13 protein-coding genes and 1 pseudogene are annotated in these 18,196 nt (G+C 67.9%); 6 read left to right on the top strand and 8 right to left on the bottom strand.

The window, feature by feature from the left end; genetic code table 11:
* Positions 1–16 precede the first annotated feature (16 nt).
* Positions 17–1,093 carry an LLM class flavin-dependent oxidoreductase gene (locus SSPN_RS0136490; protein ID WP_010314811.1) on the bottom strand — a complete coding sequence of 359 codons (1,077 nt, stop codon included), beginning with the start codon at positions 1,091–1,093 and terminating at the stop codon, positions 17–19.
* 270 nt (positions 1,094–1,363) lie between these two features.
* On the opposite strand from SSPN_RS0136490, the gene SSPN_RS0136485 reads away from it, so the two are divergent.
* From SSPN_RS0136485 to SSPN_RS0136465, 5 genes are read left to right on the top strand one after another with little or no spacing between them, the layout of a single operon-like run.
* The gene (locus SSPN_RS0136485) at positions 1,364–2,611 is read left to right on the top strand and encodes a DegT/DnrJ/EryC1/StrS family aminotransferase (protein WP_010314808.1); all 1,248 of its coding nucleotides are present in this window, start codon (positions 1,364–1,366) and stop codon (positions 2,609–2,611) included.
* A gap of 9 nt (positions 2,612–2,620) precedes the next feature.
* Positions 2,621–2,812 (top strand): tautomerase family protein, encoded by a 192-nt coding sequence (locus tag SSPN_RS0136480; protein WP_010314807.1) that lies wholly within the window; start codon positions 2,621–2,623, stop codon positions 2,810–2,812.
* Positions 2,809–9,309: a non-ribosomal peptide synthetase gene (locus SSPN_RS0136475; RefSeq protein WP_010314804.1), complete on the top strand. Its 6,501-nt coding sequence runs from the start codon at positions 2,809–2,811 to the stop codon at positions 9,307–9,309. Before SSPN_RS0136480 ends, SSPN_RS0136475 begins: the two co-directional genes overlap by 4 nt.
* Positions 9,306–11,063, top strand: a complete 1,758-nt coding sequence (locus tag SSPN_RS0136470; protein ID WP_010314802.1) for an ABC transporter ATP-binding protein — start codon at positions 9,306–9,308, stop codon at positions 11,061–11,063. Before SSPN_RS0136475 ends, SSPN_RS0136470 begins: the two co-directional genes overlap by 4 nt.
* Positions 11,060–12,793 carry an ABC transporter ATP-binding protein gene (locus SSPN_RS0136465; protein WP_010314800.1) on the top strand — a complete coding sequence of 578 codons (1,734 nt, stop codon included), beginning with the start codon at positions 11,060–11,062 and terminating at the stop codon, positions 12,791–12,793. Before SSPN_RS0136470 ends, SSPN_RS0136465 begins: the two co-directional genes overlap by 4 nt.
* Before the next feature lie 382 nt (positions 12,794–13,175).
* Here SSPN_RS0136465 and SSPN_RS0136460 read toward each other — a convergent pair whose 3' ends face one another.
* The 7 genes and pseudogenes from SSPN_RS0136460 to SSPN_RS47580 all read right to left on the bottom strand — a co-directional run bounded on the left by SSPN_RS0136460 (position 13,176) and on the right by SSPN_RS47580 (position 17,880).
* Positions 13,176–13,601, bottom strand: coding sequence for an SsgA family sporulation/cell division regulator (locus tag SSPN_RS0136460; RefSeq protein WP_010314798.1), 426 nt, complete (start codon positions 13,599–13,601; stop codon positions 13,176–13,178).
* Between the two features lie 876 nt (positions 13,602–14,477).
* A complete protein-coding gene (locus SSPN_RS0136455; protein ID WP_010314795.1) occupies positions 14,478–14,702 on the bottom strand; it encodes a hypothetical protein in 225 nt (74 codons plus the stop codon).
* A 17-nt stretch (positions 14,703–14,719) separates the two neighbouring features.
* The gene (locus SSPN_RS0136450) at positions 14,720–15,823 is read right to left on the bottom strand and encodes an inorganic phosphate transporter (RefSeq protein WP_029536085.1); all 1,104 of its coding nucleotides are present in this window, start codon (positions 15,821–15,823) and stop codon (positions 14,720–14,722) included.
* A 187-nt stretch (positions 15,824–16,010) separates the two neighbouring features.
* Positions 16,011–16,121: pseudogene (locus tag SSPN_RS63155) on the bottom strand (DUF1348 domain-containing protein); the annotation flags it as partial.
* A gap of 345 nt (positions 16,122–16,466) precedes the next feature.
* The gene (locus SSPN_RS0136445) at positions 16,467–16,751 is read right to left on the bottom strand and encodes a hypothetical protein (RefSeq protein WP_010314790.1); all 285 of its coding nucleotides are present in this window, start codon (positions 16,749–16,751) and stop codon (positions 16,467–16,469) included.
* Between the two features lie 189 nt (positions 16,752–16,940).
* Entirely contained in the window at positions 16,941–17,192 is a 252-nt protein-coding gene (locus tag SSPN_RS47585) for a hypothetical protein (RefSeq protein WP_143539593.1), read from the bottom strand.
* 94 nt (positions 17,193–17,286) lie between these two features.
* Positions 17,287–17,880, bottom strand: coding sequence for a CBS domain-containing protein (locus SSPN_RS47580; protein WP_101376627.1), 594 nt, complete (start codon positions 17,878–17,880; stop codon positions 17,287–17,289).
* Positions 17,881–17,989: 109 nt separating this feature from the next.
* Between SSPN_RS47580 and SSPN_RS0136430 the strand changes: the two genes are divergently transcribed.
* Positions 17,990–18,184: a hypothetical protein gene (locus SSPN_RS0136430; RefSeq protein ID WP_010314786.1), complete on the top strand. Its 195-nt coding sequence runs from the start codon at positions 17,990–17,992 to the stop codon at positions 18,182–18,184.
* Positions 18,185–18,196 lie beyond the last annotated feature (12 nt).

Below are 18,196 nucleotides of genomic sequence, written 5' to 3'. Positions count from 1 at the left end.
GCTTGCCGCCTTCCGCTCAGACCGCCGCGGTGGCGATACCGGTGAACCGGGGAGCGACCTGCTCGGCGAACAACCGCACCGCGGTGCGGGCATCCGGCAGTGGCAGCGCGCCCGGGTTGAGTTGGAGGCTCAACGTCACGTCGTCGCCGAACCACTCGGCGACGGTGGCCACCTGCTCTCCGACCTCATCCGGCGTTCCAGCGAACACCTTGTTGTCCGCCAGGCTTTTGCCGAAGTCGTACTTCGCCACCTTGGCCACCAACTGCTCGTACCCCGGGTAGTCCGCGCTTCGGGTCTGCCCCCACGACGCGACCGCGCCGGTCATCTTCTCGATGTAGTTGTGCTCCCAGCGACGGGCCTGCTCCAGCACCCGCGCGCGATCCTCGCCCAGGTAGCAGGTGTATTTGATCTGGATACGCGGCGGTTCCTGGTGACCCGCCTCGATGCGGGCCTTCCGGTAAATCGCCAGCATGTCCTGAAGACTCTCGCGCGAGGTCACGGTCGGCACGACCTGCAGGTGGTAACCGGCGCGGCCGGCCGCCGCGCACGACTGCGCGCTCGTGGTCGACGCCACGAAGATCGGTGGATGAGGGCTCTGGTACGGCCGGGGCAGCATGGTCACCGGCCCGAAGGCCGCCCACTCGTACTCGGAAACGACGTCGTCTTCCGTCCACAATCGACGGCAGAGTTCGACCCCTTGGGCGAAGCGCGACCGGCTCTCGCTCATCGGCACCCCGAAAGCGGCGAACTCCTCCGGAAGGAACGCCCGGCCGAACCCGACATCGAGCCTGCCGTGCGAAAGGTTGTCCAACATCGCGAGTTTGCCGGCGAGCTTGATCGGATGCGTGAACGCCGGGACGACCGCGCCGGTGGTCACGCGGATGTTCTTGGTGGCGGCCGCGATCGCCGTCAGCAGGGTGACCGGGTCCGGGCTGTAGCCACCGTAGGACGAGAAGTAGTGCTCGACGACCTGCACGTGCTCGTAACCCGCGGCGTCGGCCAGGCGCGACAACTCCAGGCACTCGTCGTAATAGGTGCTCGGCGACTTCTCGTCCGGGCCGATCACCGGGAAAAAGGTCAACCCGAACCGCATAAAGGCCTCCATTTCGCTCGAATCGGCGCGCAATCGCACCGCCCCCTAGGCCGTAGTTAATCCACCCCGAGAAGAATTGTCAAGGAGCCGTATAGAAAAATTTTAAGCCCTCAATTCAAATAGGGGTCATCATATTTTTCTGACGACCTCGGAGGATTATATACTCCGACATATGCGAATTGTTGCATTAATTTGCAACCCCGGAGTTGATTGCTATTCTCGATCTCGAAAACAGTTCGTTTTCACGTTGCTACCCATGCAGGAGCCGCTATGCTCGACCGCACCTACCGGGTTGACTTCCCAACCCGGGGAAGCGAGCTGGGCGCCGCCGAAATTGCGGCTCTCACCAGCCTTGTTAGCTCCGGAGCGCCGCTGAGCTCCGGTGCCCACCGCGACCGGTTCGAAAACGGGTTCCGCGAGCACATCGGGTCCGCGCACGCGATGTCGGTGACCAGTGGAACGGTCGCCCTCGAATTGGCGATCCACTTGTTGGACCTGCGCCCCGGCGACGAGGTGATCGTCACCCCGCAGACCTACCAGGCCACCATCGCTCCGCTTCTCAACCTCGATGTCGACGTGACCTTCTGCGACGTCGACCCCGACACCCTGAACATGGATCCGACGGTCCTCGAAACGCTCATATCCGAGCGAACCGCAGCGATTCTGCTGGTGCATTACGGCGGATGCCCGGCGGAAATGGACCGGATCACCGCCACCGCGCACGCCCACGGCGCGGTCGTCGTGGAGGACTGCGCGCACGCCCTGGGCGCGAGCTACCACGGCCGCCGCCCCGGTGCACTGGCCGACATCGGCTGCTTCAGCTTCCACAACTCCAAGAACCTCACCACACTGGGCGAGGGTGGCATGATCACCTTCGACCGGGACGACTGGGCGTACCGGCTGGAATGCCTGCGCTCCAACGGAATCGACGGCGTTACCCGCCCCGTCCGCGGAACCCGGCCGCCGCCCCTGCTGCCGTGGATGAAGTACGCCGACGAGATCTTCTCCAGCGAGTACACCAAGGTGCTGCGCGCGGGGACCAACGCGACCCTGTCGGAAGCCGCTGCGGCCGTCGGCTCGGTCCAGCTTGGACGATTACCGGAATTATCCGCTCGCCGCGCGGAAATCGCGCACCGACTCGACGAGGCACTGGCCCATGCGGGTGCCAGCGCCCGACCGCATCACGCACCACCGGGAACCGAGCATGCCCACCACCTCTACACGTTCTTCGTCGACTCTGGCGCGCCCGACCGCGAACGGCTGGTCCGGTCGCTGGACCGGCACGGGATCGAGGTCCAGCTGCGCTACTTCCCGCTGCACCTGACGCCCGAGTGGCGGGCACGCGGGTACCGGGCGGGCGCGTGCCCGGTTGCCGAGAACAGCTGGTTCGACCGCCACGTGAACCTGCCCTGCCACCCCGGTCTGACCGATGCCCAGGTCGACCGGCTCTGCACGGTCCTGCACGAGGAACTGACCTCGCCCGGCCGTGCTTTCCATTCCAGCCAACCGATTTCCTGAGAGGTCACCATGCCATTCATCGACGTCAAGATCTTCGAGGAGCGCCTGGCGCCGGAGACCGAGCGAGCACTGATCTCGGCGCTCACCGACGCGGTCGCGGGCGTGCTCGGCGAGAAAACGCGTCCTAACACCTGGGTGGTCCTCGACGGCACCCCCGCCCAGCGCTGGGGCATCGGTGGCGAACCGGGCGAGGCGAAATGAGCGCCGCGGACAACGCGCTGCGCGCGGAGGTCGCCACCGCGCTCGGGCTTGCGCCCGAGGAGATCGGCGAGCACGACGACCTCTTCGAACTCGGACTTGACTCCCTGGGCCTGATCCGGTTCGCCGGCCAGTGGCGCAGGCAGGGCCGGGCGGTCACTTTCGACGATCTGGCGGAGAACCCGACCCTGGCGGGCTGGGGTGCGGTGCTGGGCACCTCCGGCCCGAGCTTCCTGGAAACGGAACCGGACACCGTCGACGAGCGGGCACCGTTCGACCTGGCGACGATGCAGCACGCCTACTGGATCGGCCGCCAGCCCGGACAGCCCTTCGGCGAGGTCTCCGCTCACTTCTACGTCGAGTTCGACGGCGCGAGCGTCGAACCGCTGCGCCTGCAAAAGGCGCTGGACGCACTGGTCGCACGGCACGACATGCTGCGGGTGCGGTTCCTGGACGACGGCCGCCAGCAGATCACCGCAACCAGCGCGCTGCCCGCGGTGCGTGTGCATGACCTGCGCCAGCGGCCGGACTACGACGCCGAACTGGAGCGACTGCGCGAGCACTACACCCATCGCAGGTTCGACGTCGATGCGGGAGAGGTCTTCGAGGTCGCACTGTCCCTGCTGCCCGACGGTTCCACCCGGATGCACGTGGACCTCGACATGATGGCCGCCGACGCGCTGAGCATGCGCATCCTGCTCAACGATCTGCGTGCGCTCTACGAGGATGCCGGGACCGCACTGCCACCGATCGACTACAGCTTCCCCCGCTACCTTGCAGACCGCGCCACACGGCACGACCCCGAACGCGCCCGTTCCCGAGAGTGGTGGCAGCAACGGCTGCCCGAGCTGCCCGGCGGACCGGGACTGCCGCTGAGCTCCGAACAGGCCGGCCCACCCCGGACCGTGCGTCTGCACCACTGGATCTCCCCGCAGGACAAGGCAGAACTCATCACCGCCGCGCAACACCAGGGCCTGACCCCGGCAGCCGCGCTGGCCACCGCCTTCGCCGAGGTGATCGGAGCGTGGAGCACCGAACCCCGGTTCCTGCTCAACCTCCCGCTATTCGACCGGGAGCTGCTGCGCGACGACGTCGACCTGCTGGTCGGCGACTTCAGCTCGTCGATCCTGCTGATGGTCGACGTCAGCGAACCGATGCCCTTCGTCGAGCGCGCGCGAGGAGTGCAGGCCAACATGCGGGCCGCGATCGGACACGGCGCCTACGGCGGTGTCGAAGTCCTGCGCGATCTGGCGCGGCTCGGCGACGGAGTCCCGGTGCTGGCACCGGTGGTCTACACGAGCGCACTGGGGCTGGGAGAGATCTACGACGCCGATCTGCAACGCTGCTTCGGCACACCGTCGTGGATCATCTCGCAGGGACCGCAGGTTTGGCTGGACGCCCAGGTCACCGAACTCGACTCAGGGCTGCTGCTCAACTGGGACGTGCGAGCCGACGTGCTGGCCGAAGGCACCACCGAGGCGGCATTCGAGGTCTACCGCGACCTGATCAACGACCTGATCGCCTCGAAGGATCGGTGGACCAACCCGGTCGGATCGCTGCTGCCACCCACGCAGGCCACTGCCCGGCAATCCCTCAACAACGTCGAACCGGTTGCACCGTCACAGCTTCTGCACGAAGGGTTCTTCGCCCACGTGCGCGCCCACCCGAGCGCGGTCGCCTTGGTCGACGACGGCATGTCGTTGACCTATGCCGAACTCGCCGAGCGTGCGTTGCGGGTAACCGCACTGCTGACGTCGCACGGTGTCGGCCGGGGCGACGCGGTCGCGATCACGCTGCCGAAGGGACCGCAGCAGATCGTAGCGACGCTGGGCGTGCTGGCCGCGGGCGCCGCCTACGTGCCGATCAGCGTCGACCAGCCCCCGCAACGCCGATCCCGCCTGCACCGACTCGCCGCAGCAGCGGCGGCGCTCACCGACGCGACGTACTGCGACGCGGTGCGCTCGGCGGCCTCCGAACCGGTGCTGCTGATGTCCGACGCAGCGCAGTACCCACCAGCGACGGCTCTCACGTGGGTCGATCCCGCTGAACTCGCCTACGTGCTGTTCACCTCCGGCTCGACCGGCGAACCCAAAGGCGTTGAAGTCACGCACAGCGCGGCGATGAACACGATCACGGCGATCAACACCCGGTTCGGGGTCGGTGCCCAGGACCGCACGCTGGCGGTGTCGGCGCTGGAGTTCGACCTCTCGGTCTACGACATCTTCGGAATGCTGTCGGCCGGCGGCGCGGTCGTGACCGTCGACGAGTCCCGTCGTCGCGACGCCGAGCACTGGTGGCGGCTGGCGGTCGGATACGGCGTGACGGTGTGGAACACCGCTCCCGCGCTGCTCGACATGCTGCTGGCGGCAGCGGACGGCGGGGAACCAGCGCTGCGGCTGGTCCTGCTCGGCGGCGACTGGGTCGGACTGGACCTGCCGGGGCGGCTGCGCGAGCGCGCGCCCGACTGCCGGTTCGTCGCATTGGGCGGGATGACCGAGGCCGCGATCCACTCCACCGCGATCGAGGTGGCCGAAGTACCGGCGTCGTGGCGCTCCATGCCGTGGGGTGCTCCGCTGCCGGGCGTGGGCTGCCGGGTCGTCGATGCCCAAGGACGAGACCGCCCGGACCAGGTCACCGGCGAGCTCTGGGTCGGTGGGGCGAGTGTGGCCCGCGGCTACCGGGGAGATCCGCGGCGCACGGCGGAACGGTTCGTCGAGCACGACGGTCGGCGCTGGTATCGCAGCGGGGATCTCGCGCGCTACTGGCCGGACGGCACGTTGGAGTTCCTGGGCCGCGCCGACCACCAGGTGCAGGTGCACGGGTATCGCGTGGAGCTGGGTGAGGTCGAGTCCGCGCTCGCGGCGCACCCCGCGATCGGACACGCCGTGGCCACCCTCATCGCGGAGCCGGTGCCCCGGCTGGCCGCCGCCGTGTCCGCTTCCGAGGCGGTGTCGGAGGCAGACCTGCTGGCCTGGCTCGGTGACCGGCTGCCGCCGTACATGGTATGCGACCACATCGCGGTGCGGGAACGGCTTCCGTTGACCCACAACGGAAAGCTGGATCGCAGTGCAATCGCTTCGCTGCTGTCCCAAGAGATCTCCCCTGCTGCGGCGGAGTTCCAGGAGCCCGAAGGCAAGCTGGAGGAGATGGTCGCCTCGGTGTGGGCCGAGCTGCTGGGAGTTGACCGGATCGGCAGGAACGACAGTTTCTTCGCTCTCGGCGGCGATTCCCTGATGGCGACCCGGCTGGTCGGCAGACTGCGTGAAGCCGGGATCGCGGGCGCGCGCCTGGCGATGTTGTTCGCCCGGCCCGTGCTGGCCGACTTCGCGGCGTCGCTGATGCTGGGCGGATCCGACGACCAGACCCGCCTGCACGCCGACCTGGACCACCGCCACGACCCGTTCCCGCCGACCGATGTTCAACGCGCGTACTGGATCGGCCGCGACGAGCGGTTGCCGCTCGGTGGTGTCGGTACCTACCAGTACACCGAGTTCGACGGCGCCGAGGTCGACTTGGAGCGGCTGGAGCGGGCCTGGCAGCGCCTCGTCTACCGGCACGAGATGCTGCGCGCGATCTTCGACGACGACGGCGCGCAACGCATTTTGGCCGACCCACCCCCGTTCCGGATCGAGGTCCGCGACGCCACCGGTGGCGACCCCGCTCCGGCGCTGGCACGCCTGCGGGAAGAGAAGTCGCACCGCTACTTCGATCTCAGCCGATGGCCGCTTTTCGAGGTGACCGCGCTGCACTACGACACCGACAGCGGCCGGCGCACGAGACTGGCGATCGGGTTGGACTACATCATCTTCGACGCCCTGTCGATCATGACGTTGTTCTCCGAACTCGACGCCCTCTACCGAGCCCCGGACGCCGAGCTGCCCGCGATCGGGATGTCGTTCCGCGACTACGTGCTCCAGGTCGAGCCCGAACCCGAGGCGCTCGAACGCGATCAGCGGTACTGGCTGGAACGGCTGGCGGAGTTGCCGCCCGGCCCCGCGCTGCCGATGACCAGACACCCCTCGCAGGTGTCGCGACCGCAGTTCTGCCGCCACCAGACCTGGCTGGACCAACGGCAATGGCAGGCGATCCGGGACCGGGCCAGAGTCGCCGGGCTGACCCCGTCAACCGTGCTGCTCACCGCCTATGCCGAGGTGCTGGGCGCGTGGAGCCGCCAACGCCCGCTCACAGTGACGCTGACCCTGTTCAACCGCCGGGAGGTCGATCCCGACATCTACCGCGTGCTGGGCGATTTCACCTCGCTGTCACTTGCCGACTACCGGCCGGAGCAGGGCGAACCGTGGCTGGCGGCCGCAGGCCGGATGCAGCGGCAGCTCGGTGCCGACCTCGACCACCGCGACGTCGCCCCGTCGTGGCTGTTGCGGGAACTGGCTCGCAGAACGGGCAACATCGACGCCATGCCGGTGGTGTTCACCAGCGCGATCGGCGTCGGCGACGGGGTGTCGATGGACATGTCGCCGGGGTTCCCCGAGCGCGTGTGGGGGATTTCCCAGTCGCCGCAGGTGTGTCTGGACAACCAGGTGCTGGAGTCCCAGGGCGGTCTGCTGGTCACCTGGGACGCGGTGGACGACCTGTTCTGCGAGGGCGTCCTGCCCGCGATGTTCGTCACCTACCGCCGACTGCTGGAGTGGTTGGCCGACCACGACTGGACCGAGAACCTGCCCGATCCGCTGCCAGCCGGGCAGAAGCAGGTCCGCGATCACGTCAACGCGACGGACCGCACGATCCCCAGTGGTCTGCTGCACGCCCCGCTGTTCGACGCGCCAGCCGACGCCGACGCCGTCATCTGGGAGCACGACGGCCATCGGTGCACGCTGAGCCACGGCGAACTCCGCGACCGCGCCCTGCGCGTGGCGGGCGCACTGGTGCGCAGCGGAGTGCGGCCGGGAGACACCGTGGCCATCACCCTTCCCAAGGGGGCCGACCAGATTGTGGCGGCAGTGGGTGTGCTGTGCGCCGGTGGCGTCTACGTTCCGGTCGGCGTCGAGCAGCCCGAGCTGCGACGGGAACGCATTTACACCGACGCCGGAGCGCGGCTCGTGATCGACGAGACCGGCGGCGGCGACCGGCTCGAACTGAGCACGGCGGTCCGGGCCGAACCGTTGGGCGCTCCGGTCCCGGTGGAACCCGATTCGCTGGCCTACGTGATCTTCACTTCCGGTTCCACCGGTACTCCCAAGGGAGTGGAGATCACCCACGACGCGGCGGTCAACACCATCGCCGACATCAACAGCCGGTACTCGGTGACGGCCGACGATCGCGTGCTCGCGGTGTCCGCATTGGACTTCGACCTGTCGGTCTACGACGTCTTCGGCGTCCTTGGCGCCGGTGGCACGGTGGTGCTGCCCGGGGAGGACGAGCGACGCGACGCCCACCGCTGGCTGGAACTGGTCACCAGGCACGGCGTGACCCTGTGGAACACCGTGCCGATGTTGCTGGACATGCTGCTCACCGCCGCCGACCTCGGCGGACGGCAGCTGCCCGCGACACTGCGTCTCGCTCTGGTCTCGGGGGACTGGGTCGCGCTGGACCTGGGCGCCCGGCTGGCGGCGGCCACCGACGGGCGCTGCCGTCTGGTCGCCCTCGGCGGCGCGACGGAGGCTTCCATCTGGTCCAACGCCTACGAGGTGGGCGAAATCGACGCCCGCTGGAGCTCCATCCCCTACGGCCTGCCGCTGGCGAACCAGTGCTACCGGGTTGTCGACGAGCAGGGCAGGGATCGGCCGGAATGGGTGGCGGGTGAATTGTGGATCGGCGGTCGTGGGGTGGCGGCCGGATACCGCGGCGACCCGGCCAGGACCGCGGAGAAGTTCGTCGATGACCGGGGACAGCGGTGGTACCGCACCGGAGACCTCGGCCGGTACTGGCCGGACGGGACGCTGGAGTTCCTCGGCAGGGCCGACCACCAGGTCAAGATCGGCGGGCACCGGCTCGAACTCGCCGAGATCGAGTCCGCGCTGGAGTCCTGCCCTGGCGTGGGCAACGCGGTGGTCGTGGTCACCGGGGAACGGCGGCAACGGGTGCTGCACGGCTTCGTCGAGCGCACCGACGGGCTCGACACCGCGGCCGTCCGCACCGGGCTGGCCCAGCGCCTGCCCCGCTACGCCATCCCGGCCCGGTTCACGCTGCTCGACGTGCTTCCCCTGACCGCCAACGGAAAACTCGACCGGGCGGCGCTGGAACGCATGGCCGACGACCACGGCACCGCAGGCGAACCACCGGACGGTGCGGTCGAGAAGGGGCTTGCCGAGGTCTGGGCCGACCTGCTCGGGCATCCGGTTGACGACCGCGACGCCAACTTCTTCGGTCTCGGCGGCAACAGCTTGCTCGCGCTGCGCGTGATCAGCGCGGTCCAGCAGCGGTTCGGGGTCGACGTCGGCGTGCGGGACTTCCTGGCCTCGCCGACCGTCGCGAACCTGGCCGCAGAGGTGTCCAGGCTGCAGATGTCCATCATGGACGAATACGAGAGTGGTGTGCTGTGACGAAGAATTCCGGCACCGCCCAAGCCGTCCGCGTGCTTGCCCCGATCCGGGGGTATCTCGCCACCGCGGTCGGGTTTCAGGCGGTGGCCTCGGTCCTGGGCGTGCTGCCGCTGATCGCGATCGCCGAACTCGGCCGGGTGTTGCTGCCCGGCGGAGCCGGGCCGGAACGGGCCTGGCCGCTGGTGTGGCTGGGCGTCGGTGCGGTACTGGTCAGCCTGGCGCTGTCGATGGCGGCCAACACGATCACTCACGTCGGCGACAACAAGCTGCAACTGCACCTGCGCCGGGCCATGACCCGGCGGCTGGGGCGCGTCCCGCTGGGATGGTTCTCGAAGACAACCTCCGGCACCGTCAAGAAGACCTTGCACGACGACATCGGCGGTATGCACTACTTCGTCGCGCACACCCTGCTCGACGTGACTTCGGTAGTGCTGGCCCCGCTGACCGCACTGGTGTACCTGGTGACCGTCGACTGGCGGATGGCGGCGATCTCGGTCCTCCCACCGCTGGCCGGAGCACTGCTGTTCCGCCGGGCGATGGCCGAGGCACGCCCGCAGATGGCCGCCTACGGGCGAGCGGTCGCCGAGATCAACAGCGGCGTGGTCGAATTCGTCGAGGGCATCGCCGTGGTCAAGACGTTCGGCGGCACCCGCACGGCGCACCAGCGCTTCCTGCGCGCAGCCGACGACTTCCACCAGTTCTTCACCCGCTGGGTGGGTTCCACCATCGGCGTGTCCACGGCATCGCAGCTGGCGGTTTCACCTGTCGTGGTGCTGTTGCTCGTGGTCACCGCGGGCGCGAGCATGGTCGCCACCGGCGTGCTGGCCGCGCCCGACGTGCTGGCGTTCGTCCTGCTCGCACCAGCACTGGCCGGCCCGGTCGCCGCGATCGGAACGCGCTTCCAGGCGTTGCGCACCGGAACCGCGGCGGCGCGCAACGTCCAGGCGCTCCTGGCAGAACCGGTGCTGCCGGTGCCAGCGAAGCCGAAAACGCCCAACGGCAACGAGATCCGGCTGCGCGGAGTGGAGTTCGGCTATGACGACGACCCGGTGCTCGCCGATATCGACCTCGACCTGCGACCCGGCACCGTCACCGCTCTCGTCGGCCCCTCCGGGGCGGGCAAGTCGACCCTGGCCAAACTGCTGGTCAGGTTCCACGACGTGGCCGGTGGTTCCATCACACTCGGCGGAGTGGATCTGCGTGAGATGGAGCCGGAAACCCTTTACCGGCACGTCGGGTTCGTGTTCCAGGACGTGGTTCTTCTGCGCGGCACGGTCGCCGAGAACATCGCGTTGGCCCGACCGGGCGCGGACGCGGCCGACATCGAACGGGCCGCTTGCGCCGCGCAGATCCACGACCGGATCATCACGCTGCCACGCGGATACCACTCGGAGATCGGTGTCGACGCGGAGTTCTCCGGCGGCGAGGCCCAACGGATCTCGATCGCTCGCGCGCTGCTGGCGGACACGCCGGTTCTCGTGCTCGACGAAGCCACTGCCTACGCCGACCCGGACTCGGAGGCACTGATCCAACAGGCACTGTCCACATTGGCTGCTGGACGGACCTTGCTGGTGATCGCCCACCGACTGGCCACCATCCGCGACGCGGACCAGCTCGTCGTACTCGAAGACGGACGCATCACCGAAAAAGGCCACCACACCGAGCTCGTCGAGGCCGATGGCCGATACGCGCGCATGTGGCGCGCGCAGGAACCCGCCGCACCGACCCACGCCACGCCAGGAGGAAACTCGTGATTCGCGCGCTGTTCACCGCGCTGGGCAAGCAGAACTCCGGACCGCTGCGGGGCTTGCTGGTGTTGCTCGCCACGGCCGCCGTCCTGCAAGGGGTCGCCTACGCCTTCCTGGTCCCGGTGCTGCGGACCCTCCTGGGCAACCAACCGGATACGGTTTGGCTGCCGCTGATGATCTTCGCGCTGGCCAGCATGGGCTCGGCGGGAGCAACCTGGTTCGCCCAGGCAGCAGCATTCCGCACCGGTTCACGGCTGGCCAACGTGCTGCACCACCGGCTGGGGGCGGCGATCGTGGCGCTGCCGCTGGGCTGGTTCAACCGTTCCCGGGTCGGCGAGCTGAGCAGGATGAACAGCGAGCACGTGCTCCAGGTGATGAGCGTGCCCGCACACCTGCTGCGTCCCGCGGTCACCTCGGTGCTGACCCCGCTGACGATCGTGATCGCCATCCTGCTGATCGACGTGCGGCTGGCGCTGTCGGTCGTGCTGGCCATTCCGGTCCTGCTGGCGGTGCTCGCGATCAGTAACCGGGTCGTACGGATCGCCGATGCCGAGCGGCACGCCGGCATGGACGAAGCCGCCAACCGGGTTGTCGAGTTCGCCAAGGCGCAACCGGTGCTGCGTGCGTTCGGCCAGGCCGGCACCGGCGGTCCGGCGCTGGACCGTGCGCTGCTGGCGCAGCGGAGCGTCGATCGGAGCATGCTTTTCCGGGTCGTGCCAGGCTTGGTCGCGTTCGAGTTCACGGTCCGCGTGATGGTGACGGCCGCCCTGGTGCTCGGTGTGCTGTCGGTACTCGACGGCCGGCTCGACGCTGGGACCGTGATCGCCGTTCTTGTCCTGGTCGGCCGGTTCGCCGAGCCGGTGACCGCCGCTGCCGGGATCGGTGCGAGCATCCGGATGGCACGCACGAGCCTGGACGGGATCAACCGGCTGCTCGCCGAACGCCCGCTGCCGGAGCCGTCGCGTCCGGTCCGCCCCGAACGCAATGACGTGGAGTTCGACGACGTCAGCTTCGGTTACGACGACCGCCAGGTGCTGCGGAACCTCAGCTTCACCATGCCCGGTAACAGCATGACCGCCCTGGTCGGCCCGTCCGGGGCGGGCAAGACGACGGTCGCCCGGCTGCTGGGGCGGTTCTGGGACACCACGGGCGGTCAGGTCCGCATCGGCGATGTCGACGTTCGCGACATCGCCACCGACGACCTGATGTCGATGGTGGCGTTCGTGTTCCAGGACGTCTACCTGTTCGACGGCACACTCGGCGACAACGTCCGCGTGGGCCGCCCGGACGCCACCGACGACGAGGTCCGCGACGCCATCGCGCGCGCCGGTCTGGTCGACGTGATGAGCGAACTTCCGCTGGGCACCGACACCCCCGTCGGCGAGGCGGGATCCCGGCTATCCGGCGGCCAGCGCCAACGCGTGTCCATCGCCCGCGCGCTGCTCAAGCAAGCGCCGATCGTGGTCTTCGACGAGGCGACGTCATCCCTGGACCCCGAGAGCGACGTGGTGGTCCAACGTGCGATCGCAGCGCTGTCGGAGAACTCCACACTGCTGGTCATCGCCCACCGGATGCAGACCGTGCTGGCCGCCGATCAGATCATCGTCCTCGACGACGGTGCCCTGACCGAACGCGGCACGCACGAGGAGTTGCTGACGCTCGACGGCACCTACGCCCGGTTCTACCACCGGCGGGCGTCCTCCGCGGGATGGCGGCTGACCGATGCCGTTTCCTGAACGGAGCTCCGCGACACGTGCAGACCGTTTCGCCTAACAGTCGGCACAGCCGGGCTTTGCCCGACGAGGTCGAACAAGCCAAGGCGTCAGCGCGGGCACACCAAGGCGTGTTTCAAAGCGGCTTGCGTTGCGATACGGGTAGCGGAGCCTCGGGCGCCGTCGCCCCATCGCCAGCGGACCGGCGTGCCCCCGGCCACTCCCGTTTGCCGAAACAGCAAGAAAGTGTGCCGTGGAGATCGGCCGCCGCCACGATGATGGCCTGCCTCCGCAACGGGGCACTTCCGGCCCGACCACGACGAGCGCGGCGGAGTTTCAGGTGTTCAGCGCCGCCAGGTCCCGCAGCCAGCGCTTTGGCGTGCGGCGTTTCGGGAGAACCGGGCCACTACAGGTTGTGCGAGAGCAGCCGGCTCAGCACCTCGTCGACGTTCATCCACCGGTGTTCGTCACCGGGTGCCACCACGTCGTAGGTGTCGTTCACGAAGTCCGCAAGCTGGTCAGCATTCACTTCGAAGGAGGCCTGCCCTGACGGCGAGCTCAACTCGATCACGACCACACCCGAAGAGTCCAGCCGGGGGCGGATCCGCACGTCGCCTTCGCCTGCCTCGGCGATCAGCCCGTCGGCCAGCAGGTCGCGGGCGATCACCCAGTCCACCTGACCGTCCGTGCCTACGTTGAGCTTCATGGAGATCTCGTACGGATTGCGGCTGTCGTACCGCAGCTGCACGCCAACTGGCGCGATCACTCCCGCCGGGGCTACCAGGTTGAAGATCATGGTGGCGAGCACCGTGCCGTGATCGTTTGCCATCATGTCCGCACTCCCAAGCATCGGCTTCCCTCCCGAGATGAAGCATGTCCAACGTGGCTTCATACCCTCATAACGAAGCATGCCCAACGTGGGTTCAAACCTTCTTCACGAAGTCTTCAGACCCCTGCTCGCCCGGCAAACGCCGAGGTCCCGGGGCGAGGTGCCGGAGTGGGTCATTTGCGCCAGTACGCCTTGCAACCCGCCGTGGTGTACTCCTGGCGACTCGCGGTCGAGGCCGTACCAGCCGGGGCCCAATCGGAGTCCTACGCAAAATCGCGGAGTCCCGCCAGACGAACCTGAAGCCCCGGAACTCGACGCCGTTGTGGGAGTCCGGTCACCGAACACCCATCCCCCGCCGTGCAGGTAGTCCGCCGCTGGAAGCGGGCTCGACCCCGTCCCGGGGTGCTACAAGCGCACGCGCAGGGAACCAACGCACCGGTCGGTGACCTCCCCGACCGACGGGACGGCGCTGCGTGGAGGTGGCGAGGCGGCCATCATCCGGCGGGCCTCGGCGGCATCGAGCACCGTGCCGCCGACATCGGGCGCCGGCGGCCAGCAAGCGGTGCCAGCCGCGCCGAGGCGGCGTCAAACGTGCCCATCAGGGCCCCGCACGGCGCCTACGAGGTTCCGGTCTACACGGCGTTGTTCCTGACACTGGACGCGCAGCGAATCGCGCTGTCGGTGGCAGTGTTCCTGGTGATGGTCGCGGTGTTGGTGGGTCGCAGCCTGGTTGCTCGGGAGCAACAAGAATGTGGTGTCGGCGCTGACGCATCTGGGCAAATGGCTGGCGCCCTCGGTCTTCATCGCGACAGGCGCAGCGATCTTGATCAAGACCGGGTGCCGTGCAACTCGTCAAGTTGTTGTGAGCCGACCAGTCGGTCAGCCCGCGACGATGAGATAGAGACCGTAGACGACAAGCACGACGCAGGCTGCAAAGCACAATGCCGCTGTCACGGTGGGCCCTAGCGACGACGTGTGTCGCTCGAACGCGGCCGTGCGCTTCCCGATGGCCACGATGCCCAGACTGAACAGCACCACGACGACGACGCCAACGGCCAGCGAGACCACGAAGACGCTGCCAAGTCCGGTCCAACTGATGTGCATCGCTGCTCCGGCCCCTCTCAGCCCACGGGAACTTCGTTGACGTTCTTCGCATTGATCGGATATCGTCGCGACACCCAAAAGGCGCCCGCCGCCAGCGCGAGAGCGACCACGGCGACGAGCACCGTGCCGCCGACGCCTTGCGAGGCGACCCCGCTGGCCACTGCACCGATCGCGGCCGCGGCGGGCAAGGTCAGGACCCACGCGACCACCATCTGCCCGGCCACCCCCCAGCGCACCTCGGCCAGTTTCTTGCCGACACCCGCTCCGACGACGCTGCCCGAGGCGACGTACGTGGTGGACAGCGGGAAACCGACATGCGAACTGGAAAGGATCACCGCCGCGGTGCTGGCCTCCGCCGCAAAACCCTGCGGCGACTCGATCTCGGTGATGCGCTTGCCCACGGTGTGGATGATTCGCCACCCACCGAAGTAGGTACCCACCGCTATGGACAGCCCGGCGATGAGAACCACCCACACCGGCGGACGCGAACCCACGGGCAGCGCGCCGGCCGTGATCAACGTCAGCGTGATCACGCCCATCGTCTTTTGCGCGTCGTTCGTGCCGTGCGCCAGCGATACCAGCGAGGCAGAGGCCACTTGACCGGCCCGGAACCCGCCCACACGCACCGATCGGTAGGTGCGGCGGGTCAGGACATAGGCGAGGTAAGTGCCGATCATGGCCACCACTCCCGCGATCACCGGGGACGCCAGCGCAGGCACCATCACTTTCTCGACGACCGTGGCGAAGTGCACCGCGCTGGAACCGGCCGCCACCCACGTAGCACCGATGAGCCCCCCGATCAGCGCGTGCGAGGAACTCGATGGCAGCCCGACCAACCAGGTGGCCAGGTTCCAGAGGATCGCGCCCACCAAACCCCCGAAGACGACCGACGGACCGATCCGGGCCTCGTTGACGATTCCGCCGGAAATTGTCTGGGCCACCTGGACCGACAGAAAAGCACCCACGAGATTGAGCACGGCCGAAATCCCGACTGCGACCTTCGGCCGGAGGGCGCGGGTGGCGATCGAGGTCGCCATTGCGTTCGCGGTGTCGTGGAATCCGTTGGTGAAATCGAACACCATAGCGGTGACGATGACCAGGAGCACCAACGAGATGTCCATGTCGACATGCTGTACGAACGCCGACCGGGATGTCGAGGGCAGAAAGTTGTTGGTGGCGCCCGATTTCCGACCACGGTCAAACATCCATAGCACTGCGGAATCGGCATCGTCCGGCAGGTGCCCTCGCGTGGAAGCACCACCAGTGCGTCGTTCGCCGGTACCCGAATACCGGAAAACCACCCGCGAATCAGAGGCGCCGCTCGGACTGCTCAAGCCGGTAGGCGTTGATGCCCGCATCGCGGACCGCCAGCAGCCAGCCCGAGGCGAACTGCCACAGCCCGTTGCCGTGGCCGCGCCACCACTGTCCGCCCGCGCGTCAATCGTCTCCTCGTGGTCAGGACGCCGGTCTCAACTGGGGCTCTCGGCGTGAAACGAACCGGACACCGGCGATCGCGTACCGACGGCCCGCGCCGCGAGGTGGTGGAGGAGGAAGTCGGCGTCCTCGGAACCGTGACCGGCCTAGCGGGCGTCTATACCGACCCGGGCCACGTCATGGTGTACGCCAGCGGTGAGGTGCGCCAGCAGTTCGCGGTGCGTTTCCACGCCAAACCGCTGCGCGGCGAACCGCGCCGGTACCCGTGGCCTGAGAGTCCCGTCGCAGCATGCTCAGCAGCTCATTCGCGCCTGGACCGTGGCAACCGGATTACGTCGACGCCGCGCTGCCGGCCCGCTGTGCGACCGCGACACCCACGCCGATAACCGCCGCCACCGGCCAGTCGATCACCGACAACACCGCCAACGCCCCAAGACCACCGTAGAAGGCCATCATCTGGCCGGATGGGAGATAGCCCCGAACAGTCTCGGCCGCGCCAGTAAGATCATCACGAGTAGGGATGTAATGATCCGGGCGGTGGAACTCGGCCGTAACGCCGGGGAGATTCACCGTCGTCCCCCCAGCACCCGCCGGCTTCCGCTGCTTGGTAGCCATGTCTCCTCCTCAAAACAGACCCGCTCCACCTGGCCAGCCTCCCTTCAACGCCGGCGTGTTCCTGGATTTCTAGACCTGCTGTCCCGCCACCTCGACCGCATCTCTCGCCGCCCAGGGTTCGTCGTTCACCAGTTCGTTCCACGCGAAGATCGCTACCAGGTTGGGGAAGGCCAGGCAGAACCCCTGGTGCTACTGGCCGGGCTTACCACAGCGGGCTGCGGAATCGAGTAGGTGCTCGCAGCGTGCGGCGAAGTCGGCCAGGCCTTCGCCGAGCGCTGTGTATTCGCCGGCCTTGGTGACGAGTGCCGCCCAATGCGCCAGCAGCGCCACCTCGTAGTGCATCCAGTCACGCTGAGCCGGGTCGCCGAGATCGGCTTGCTCCAGCATCGACCGGGCCTCGGCCGCCGACTCGATCGCCGCGAAGACTTCTACAGGCGGCATGAACATGGTTCCCACTCTAATCTCTGTTGTTCGCGATTCGGCGAGGAATGGTCATCGCTGATCGGGCTGGGTGCGGCCGATGGCCGGACGGTTGTCATAGGCCGGTGATCATGGAGGGCGTCGGCGTCGTAGGTGAGGTTGTTGTGGACGGCGATGACACCCGCGACGTGATGGGCGATGTGGCCGACGCGTTCGACGGCGCTGCGGAGGTGAGTCTGCGGGCGAGGGTGACAACACCGTCGGTGACGTCATGCGGCCCCCGGGCAGCGGCGTTGACCTCCCGTCCGATGTCGGCTGCGATTTTGCTGTCACAGCGGAGGAACAGGCGCAGCACGTCTTGGCGAGCGAGCATACCGATGAGGCGGCTCGTGTCGTCCACGACGCATAACCGACGGAGGCGTTGGCTTGCCAGGATGTGGGTGGCGATGCCGAGGCAGATGTCGGCGGTGACGGTGTTGGCGGGTGTGATCATCAGGTCGGCGGTGATCTGGGCGGATGATTCGTGCCAGCGGCTGCGGCTGTGCGCTCCGGCCAGCAGAGGTGGATAGTCGGCGCCGCCGTGGAATTCCAGCTTGGTCAGGATGTCGACTTCGGTAACCACGCCTATCGGCCTGCCCGTCGGGTCGGTGACCACCAAGGCGTTGAGGTCGCGGGATTTGGCCGCTAGCCGCGCTGGAGTGTAGCTCATCGCGCTGAGCTGCGACAATATCAACCTAAGCGTGCGGTTCTTCGCGGTTCACGGAGCCCGCCACGCATGGGCGATGTCTCGGTAAGGATTGCGACCCGAGGGCTGCTCGATGATCGTTGACCTTGTCCAGCTCTTCCACATGGGGGAACAGGCGTTGCTTGCCGTCGCGTTCGAGCCACTGCGTGCCGTGGCGTTGCGGGCGCTGTTCACGGGTCCGCACCCGGTCCTCGAGGTAGGCGAGGCCGATAGCCGCTACATACCTGATTCTCCGGCGGGGCGCCACTTCCGCGTCATCGGCCTCTAATAGAGCGTTCAA

Origin of the sequence: Saccharopolyspora spinosa NRRL 18395 (assembly GCF_000194155.1) — a bacterium.
Lineage (GTDB): Bacteria > Actinomycetota > Actinomycetes > Mycobacteriales > Pseudonocardiaceae > Saccharopolyspora > Saccharopolyspora spinosa.
This window is presented reverse-complemented; position numbering and strand designations above follow the sequence as displayed.

What these genes read in the sequence shown, in the direction of transcription:
- SSPN_RS0136490 (WP_010314811.1), bottom strand. Translation starts at nt 1,093, where the DNA reads ATGCGGTTCGGGTTGACCTTTTTCCCGGTGATCGGCCCGGACGAGAAG.
- SSPN_RS0136480 (WP_010314807.1), top strand. Translation starts at nt 2,621, where the DNA reads ATGCCATTCATCGACGTCAAGATCTTCGAGGAGCGCCTGGCGCCGGAG.
- SSPN_RS0136455 (WP_010314795.1), bottom strand. Translation starts at nt 14,702, where the DNA reads ATGCACATCAGTTGGACCGGACTTGGCAGCGTCTTCGTGGTCTCGCTG.
- SSPN_RS0136445 (WP_010314790.1), bottom strand. Translation starts at nt 16,751, where the DNA reads ATGGCTACCAAGCAGCGGAAGCCGGCGGGTGCTGGGGGGACGACGGTG.
- SSPN_RS47580 (WP_101376627.1), bottom strand. Translation starts at nt 17,880, where the DNA reads ATGAGCTACACTCCAGCGCGGCTAGCGGCCAAATCCCGCGACCTCAAC.
- SSPN_RS0136450 (WP_029536085.1), bottom strand. Translation starts at nt 15,823, where the DNA reads ATGGACATCTCGTTGGTGCTCCTGGTCATCGTCACCGCTATGGTGTTC.
- SSPN_RS0136485 (WP_010314808.1), top strand. Translation starts at nt 1,364, where the DNA reads ATGCTCGACCGCACCTACCGGGTTGACTTCCCAACCCGGGGAAGCGAG.
- SSPN_RS0136460 (WP_010314798.1), bottom strand. Translation starts at nt 13,601, where the DNA reads ATGATGGCAAACGATCACGGCACGGTGCTCGCCACCATGATCTTCAAC.
- SSPN_RS0136475 (WP_010314804.1), top strand. Translation starts at nt 2,809, where the DNA reads ATGAGCGCCGCGGACAACGCGCTGCGCGCGGAGGTCGCCACCGCGCTC.
- SSPN_RS0136430 (WP_010314786.1), top strand. Translation starts at nt 17,990, where the DNA reads ATGATCGTTGACCTTGTCCAGCTCTTCCACATGGGGGAACAGGCGTTG.
- SSPN_RS47585 (WP_143539593.1), bottom strand. Translation starts at nt 17,192, where the DNA reads ATGCCGCCTGTAGAAGTCTTCGCGGCGATCGAGTCGGCGGCCGAGGCC.